Below are 5,114 nucleotides of genomic sequence, written 5' to 3'. Positions count from 1 at the left end.
GACCGGGGCGTACCGGCGCAGGCAGCGGATGCCGCGGCATCCGCCCCCGATGCCCCGGACGCGAGCGCTGCGCCGCTCGAGACCACGTCAGCAGCCGTGACCGACCAGGCAGCCGTGACCGACCCGGCCCCGACAGCAGCCCCGCGCCCCCAGGCGCCCGCGCGCCGGGACCCCACGATCGCTCCCGTCGCCCTGATCTGCGTCATCGCAGCCCTGATCATGATCGGTCACTACTCCTTCTACACGTACATCGCGCCGTTCCTGATCGACGGCCTCGGGGTCGATCCGTCCGCGATCGCTCCGTTCCTCTTCGCCTACGGGATCGCCGGTGCCGTCGGACTGCTCCTCAGCGGCACGGTGTTCGCCGCCCGGCCCCAGCTCGGCATCGTGCTCGGCCTCGTCGTGAGTGCGGTCAGCGTCTCGGCGCTGAGCATCTGGAGCGGCATGCTCCCGGTCGCCATCGTCGCGTTCCTGCTTTGGGGCATCGCGTTCGGAGCGCTCCCCGCCCTCCTGCAGACCCGGCTGATGCACACCGCCTCCCGTCGCATCCGCGACACCGCGAGCGCTTTCTACACGACCGCGTTCAACACCGGGATCGGCGGCGGCGCCCTCCTCGGAGGGATCCTCCTCGAACGCTCGGGCATCACGTCAGTGCCGTTCGTCTACGTCGGGATCCTCGTCGCCGCGCTCGTGCTCGTGCTGGTGAGCCAGCTGGTGATCCGCCGCCGCTCGGCCGCGTAGCGCGGCATGCGGTGCCGCGTGCCTAGCCATGTGCGTAGCCGCGTGCGTCCCGCCGTGTGCCTCCGCGTGCGTCCCGCCGTGCGTCGACGCGAGCGCACCGCTGTGCGCTCCCGCATGCACTCCTGCGAGCGGATGCGCCGACTCGCGCACCCGGCGCACGGATGCCTCGAGGGCCGTCACGGCGACCGTGGTGGCGGGAGGCGGCGGCCGCACCGGTATTTCCGCCACCGCGTAGATGCTGCGGGCGGCGGCCCGCCGGTTGCTGCCCCTGACCCAGTCGGTGAAGTAGATCTTCGGCAGGATCTTGGCGACGGCCAGGACCACGTAGATGACGGTATTGATCCCGACGAAGGCCGAGAAGACGGCGAAGAACTCTGAGGCGAGGATCGTGTCGGGCAGCAGGATGCCTGCGGGCACCTGGCTGAGGACGTGGACCGGCATCAGGCGGCGCTCCCGGTTCCGACCTGCCTGCTCGCGTGTTCCCAGTCCGCCTGCCTGCCGAGGGTGATGTCGACGATGCCCTTGACGTAGACCACGTTCAGGAACATGTCGAAGCAGAGTTCGGGGAGCACGGTGACCGCGAGCAGGCGGGCCCGCCAGCCGCCCTTCCACACGGTGACCACGCGTTCGGTGACGAAGACGAGGCCCAGGCAGAGCCAGAACGGGAACCAGATCCAGGTGCTGACCGCGAGCAGGGTCAGCACCATCAGCGACAGGAACGAGGTCAGGGCGATGACGCTGTACCCGATGCCGAGTTGCTGCGCCCAGTAGCGGAGGGTCGCCGGGGTCAGGCCGTAGGTGCCGATATTCTCGAGGGCGCCGCGTTGCCAGCGCAGGCGCTGCTGCCAGAGCGCGGGGAGCGTCGGCATCAGCTCCGTCACCACGGTGCACTGGGTGGGGGAGGTGATCAGTCCGCCGAGGGACTTCAACGCGAGGGTCAGCTCGTTGTCCTCGGTGAGCGCGTACGTGTCGTAGACGTCGCCGGGCACCCCGGGAATGGTGACACCGCGGTTCTCGGCCACGGACCGCAGCGCGAGGGGCCGGAACAACGACGCCGTCCCGGTCAGGACGAAGACGCGGCCGCGCCGCCTGGCGAGTTCCCGCGAGTAGCGCACGTATTCGTTGCGCTGCAGCAGTCCGAGCAGGCCGAACCCCGGCTCCCCGTAGAAGAGGCCCCCGATCGCCATCAGGGCGCGATCGCTCGTGAACCGGGTGACCGCCTCGGCGAGGAAGCCGTCATCGAGCGCGGTGTCCGCGTCCATGATCATGACGACGTCGTTGTCGAGCTGTCCGGGCAGGACCCGTTTGAGGGCCTGGTTCAGGGCACCCGCCTTCTTCTGGGTGTTGCCCACGGATTCGACGACCTCGACGCCGTGTGCACGGGCGATGGTGACGGTGTCGTCGGTGCAGTTGTCCGCGACGACGATGACGCGCTCCGGCGGATGCGACTGGGTGAGAAGGGAGGCCAGGGTCACAGGGAGCGACAGGGCCTCGTTGTGAGCCGGGATCAGCACGGTCACCGTCACGGGCCCGGCGAAGACTCCTGCCGGCGGGACCATCACGATCTTCGGTGCGAGCGGGGTCAGGTGCGCGTTGGAGGACCGTCGGGACCGGTTCGTCGCGCGGCGTTCGAGCAGGGCGATGCCTGCGGCGAAGAGCACGGAGAGGGCGATGGCGCCGAGGATCGCCCGGGGGCCCGGCGCGCTCGGGTCGTACGACACCGGGAGCACGCCGAAGAGCACGATCCGGGAGGGGGCCGCACCGGGGGCGTGCTCGCCGGAGGCGACCAGGAACCAGAGCACGGCCGCCGCGCCCGTGGCGAGTCCCGCGATGACGAGGCCCACCGCCCGGCCCAGTTGTTGTGCCCCCATGCATCAGATCGTATCGGGCCGTGCGGAAGATTGTGCACAATATCGCGTGGTACCGCAGTGTCCCGGCGGGTGCGGTGCGGTGCGGCGTGGTGCGGTTTAGCGGGGAGGCCGCCCGGTCCCGTTCTCGTCGGCGAGCGGCCGGTTCGCCTTGATCGGGAAGGCCCCGGTCTTGCCGTCGCGGGCGAGCGCGATCTGCAGGATCCGGCCGCGGCACGCATACCAGCCGACCACGAGCGCCGGGATGATCACGATCAGGGAACTGATCGTGAGCGTGCCGACCGGCCAGTCGAAGGCCATCAGCACGAGAACCGTCGCCAGGAACCCGAGGCTCGCATAACCGGTGTATGGAGCCCCGAACAGGCGGAACGCCGGCCGTTTCAGGATCCCGCGCTTCGCCCAGGCCTGCAGGCGCAGCTGGCAGAGCACGATCATCCCCCACGCGCTGATGATCCCGATCGCCGCCATGTTGAGCACGATCTCGAACGCCTCATCCGGCACGATCGCATTGAGGCCGACACCGAGCAGGGTGACGAAGCCCGTCAAGAGGATGCCGCCGAACGGCACCCCGGTCCGGCTCACCTTTCCGGCGAAGCGCGGCGCCGATCCCGCGAGCGACATCGACCGGAGGATCCGTCCCGTCGAGTAGAGGCCGGCATTGAGCGACGACAGCGCCGCGGTCAGCACGACGAGGTTCATGATCACGTCGACCCCGCCGACGCCGATGCTGCCGAAGAACGTCACGAAGGGGCTGACGCCTGCCTGGTACGCGGTGTACGGCAGCAGCAGCGAGAGCAGCAGGATCGAGCCGACGTAGAAGACCGCGATGCGCACGATCACGGTGTTGATCGCCTTGGGCATCACCGTCTCCGGATGGGCGGTCTCTCCGGCGGTCGTGCCGACGAGTTCGATCGAGGCGTAGGCGAAGACGACGCCCTGCACGACGACGATCGAGGCGAGCACCCCGTTGGGGAACCAGCCGCCGTTGTCCGCGATCAGGCTGAAGCCGGCCTCCTGGCCCGGGATCGGGGTGCCGAAGATCACCATCCAGGTGCCGACGAGCAGGAAGGACACGATCGCAACGACCTTGATCAGCGCGAACCAGAACTCGAGCTCGCCGAAGACGCTCACCGACAGCAGGTTGAGGCACAGCACGACCGCGAGGGCCGTCAGCGCGTAGAGCCACTGCGGCACGCTCCCGAACGGCGCCCAGTACTTGGCGAAGAAGTTCATGTACAGCGCGACGGCGGTGACATCGACGATCGCCGTCATCACCCAGTTGATCCAGTACAGCCAGCCGGTGACGAACGCGGCCTTCTCGCCGAAGAATTCGCGCGCATACGAGACGAAGGAGCCGGACGACGGGCGGTGCAGGACGAGCTCGCCGAGTGCGCGCAGGATCAGGAACGCGAAGAACCCGCAGATCGCGTAGACGAAGACGAGGGAAGGACCCGCTGAGGCGAGCCGGCCGCCGGCGCCGAGGAAGAGCCCGGTGCCGATCGCGCCGCCGATCGCGATCATCTGCACCTGCCGGCCCTTGAGCCCCTTGTGCAGGCCCGCATCCTCGTGCACGCTCGTCGCATCGTGGATGTGCTCGAGCGGCGTCTCGACGGGCAGGCCGTGGTGCCCGTGCTCGTGAGGCTGCGCTGGCTCTGCCTCAGCCCCTGACCCGGTCGGATCGGGGCGTTGCGGCCCCCGGATGGCACTCGTCATGGGGGCACTTCCGATCCAGTTGCTTTTCGCCCACCCTACCCGTGGGGCGCCGGCGCCCCCTAACAGGGTCCGTCCACCGGGCACTCGGTAGACTGGTTTTCCGTACCCCTGACCCGAGAAACAGAGCCGGAGGCCGCATGACGACGATCCTCCTCGCCTTCCTGGCGCTGTCCGTCCTGACGCCGGCGCTCACCCGCGTGCTGTCCACCAAGGTGTTCTACCTGATCGCGCTTCTGCCTGCGGCGGCGTTCGTCTTCACGCTCACGCAGACCGCGACCGTCACGCGCGGAGGTTCCGAAACCTCGAGCATCCCGTGGATCCCGCAGCTCGGCGTCGCGCTGTCCTTCCGCGTCGACACCCTCGCCTGGCTGCTCGCCCTCGTCGTGACCGGCGTCGGCGCCCTCGTGCTCGTGTACTGCGCCCGCTACTTCGACGCTGACGAACCGGCGCTCGGCCGCTTCGCAGCCTGCCTCCTCGCCTTCGCAGGCACCATGTACGGGCTCGTGACCGCGGACGACGTGGTCGTGATGTTCATGTTCTGGGAGATCACGAGCGTGCTCTCCTACCTGTTGATCGGCCATTACACCTTCCGCAGGGAGAGCAGGGGCGCCGCGCTCCAGGCCCTGATCGTGACGACCTTCGGCGGACTCGTCATGCTCGTCGGCGTCGTGATGCTCAGCGTCGAGGCAGGGACGACCTCGCTCGCCCTGCTCGTCGCCCAACCCGTCACCGGCCCGGTCGCGACCTGGGCCATCCTGCTCATCCTCGTCGGGGCCCTGTCCAAGTCGGCTC

General features: G+C 69.0%; 5 protein-coding genes. 2 read left to right on the top strand and 3 right to left on the bottom strand.

Going from position 1 to position 5,114, the window contains the following annotated elements; genetic code table 11:
• Positions 1 to 741, top strand: a 741-nt coding sequence (locus tag QN345_RS15435; protein ID WP_323508832.1) for an MFS transporter, incomplete at its 5' end; no start/stop codon positions are given.
• On the opposite strand, the gene QN345_RS15430 is transcribed toward QN345_RS15435, so the two are convergent.
• The 3 genes from QN345_RS15430 to QN345_RS15420 all read right to left on the bottom strand — a co-directional run bounded on the left by QN345_RS15430 (position 649) and on the right by QN345_RS15420 (position 4,322).
• Entirely contained in the window at positions 649 to 1,182 is a 534-nt protein-coding gene (locus QN345_RS15430; RefSeq protein ID WP_322137204.1) for a hypothetical protein, read from the bottom strand. The genes QN345_RS15435 and QN345_RS15430 overlap by 93 nt on opposite strands.
• A complete protein-coding gene (locus tag QN345_RS15425) occupies positions 1,182 to 2,612 on the bottom strand; it encodes a glycosyltransferase family 2 protein (protein ID WP_322140982.1) in 1,431 nt (476 codons plus the stop codon). The genes QN345_RS15430 and QN345_RS15425 overlap by 1 nt, the downstream gene beginning before the upstream one ends.
• A 96-nt stretch (positions 2,613 to 2,708) precedes the next feature.
• The gene (locus tag QN345_RS15420) at positions 2,709 to 4,322 is read right to left on the bottom strand and encodes an amino acid permease (RefSeq protein ID WP_134449985.1); all 1,614 of its coding nucleotides are present in this window, start codon (positions 4,320 to 4,322) and stop codon (positions 2,709 to 2,711) included.
• Between the two features lie 137 nt (positions 4,323 to 4,459).
• Between QN345_RS15420 and QN345_RS15415 the strand changes: the two genes are divergently transcribed.
• The coding region (locus QN345_RS15415) for a proton-conducting transporter membrane subunit (protein ID WP_323508831.1) at positions 4,460 to 5,114 on the top strand (655 nt) is incomplete at its 3' end.

It is taken from the genome of Cryobacterium sp. 10I1 (assembly GCF_035019805.1).
GTDB classification, from domain to species: Bacteria; Actinomycetota; Actinomycetes; order Actinomycetales; family Microbacteriaceae; genus Cryobacterium; species Cryobacterium glucosi.
The sequence above is the reverse complement of the archived record's forward strand: the minus strand, read 5'-3'. Positions and strand labels throughout refer to the sequence as shown.

What these genes read in the sequence shown, in the direction of transcription:
- QN345_RS15420 (WP_134449985.1), bottom strand. Translation starts at nt 4,322, where the DNA reads ATGACGAGTGCCATCCGGGGGCCGCAACGCCCCGATCCGACCGGGTCA.
- QN345_RS15425 (WP_322140982.1), bottom strand. Translation starts at nt 2,612, where the DNA reads ATGGGGGCACAACAACTGGGCCGGGCGGTGGGCCTCGTCATCGCGGGA.
- QN345_RS15430 (WP_322137204.1), bottom strand. Translation starts at nt 1,182, where the DNA reads ATGCCGGTCCACGTCCTCAGCCAGGTGCCCGCAGGCATCCTGCTGCCC.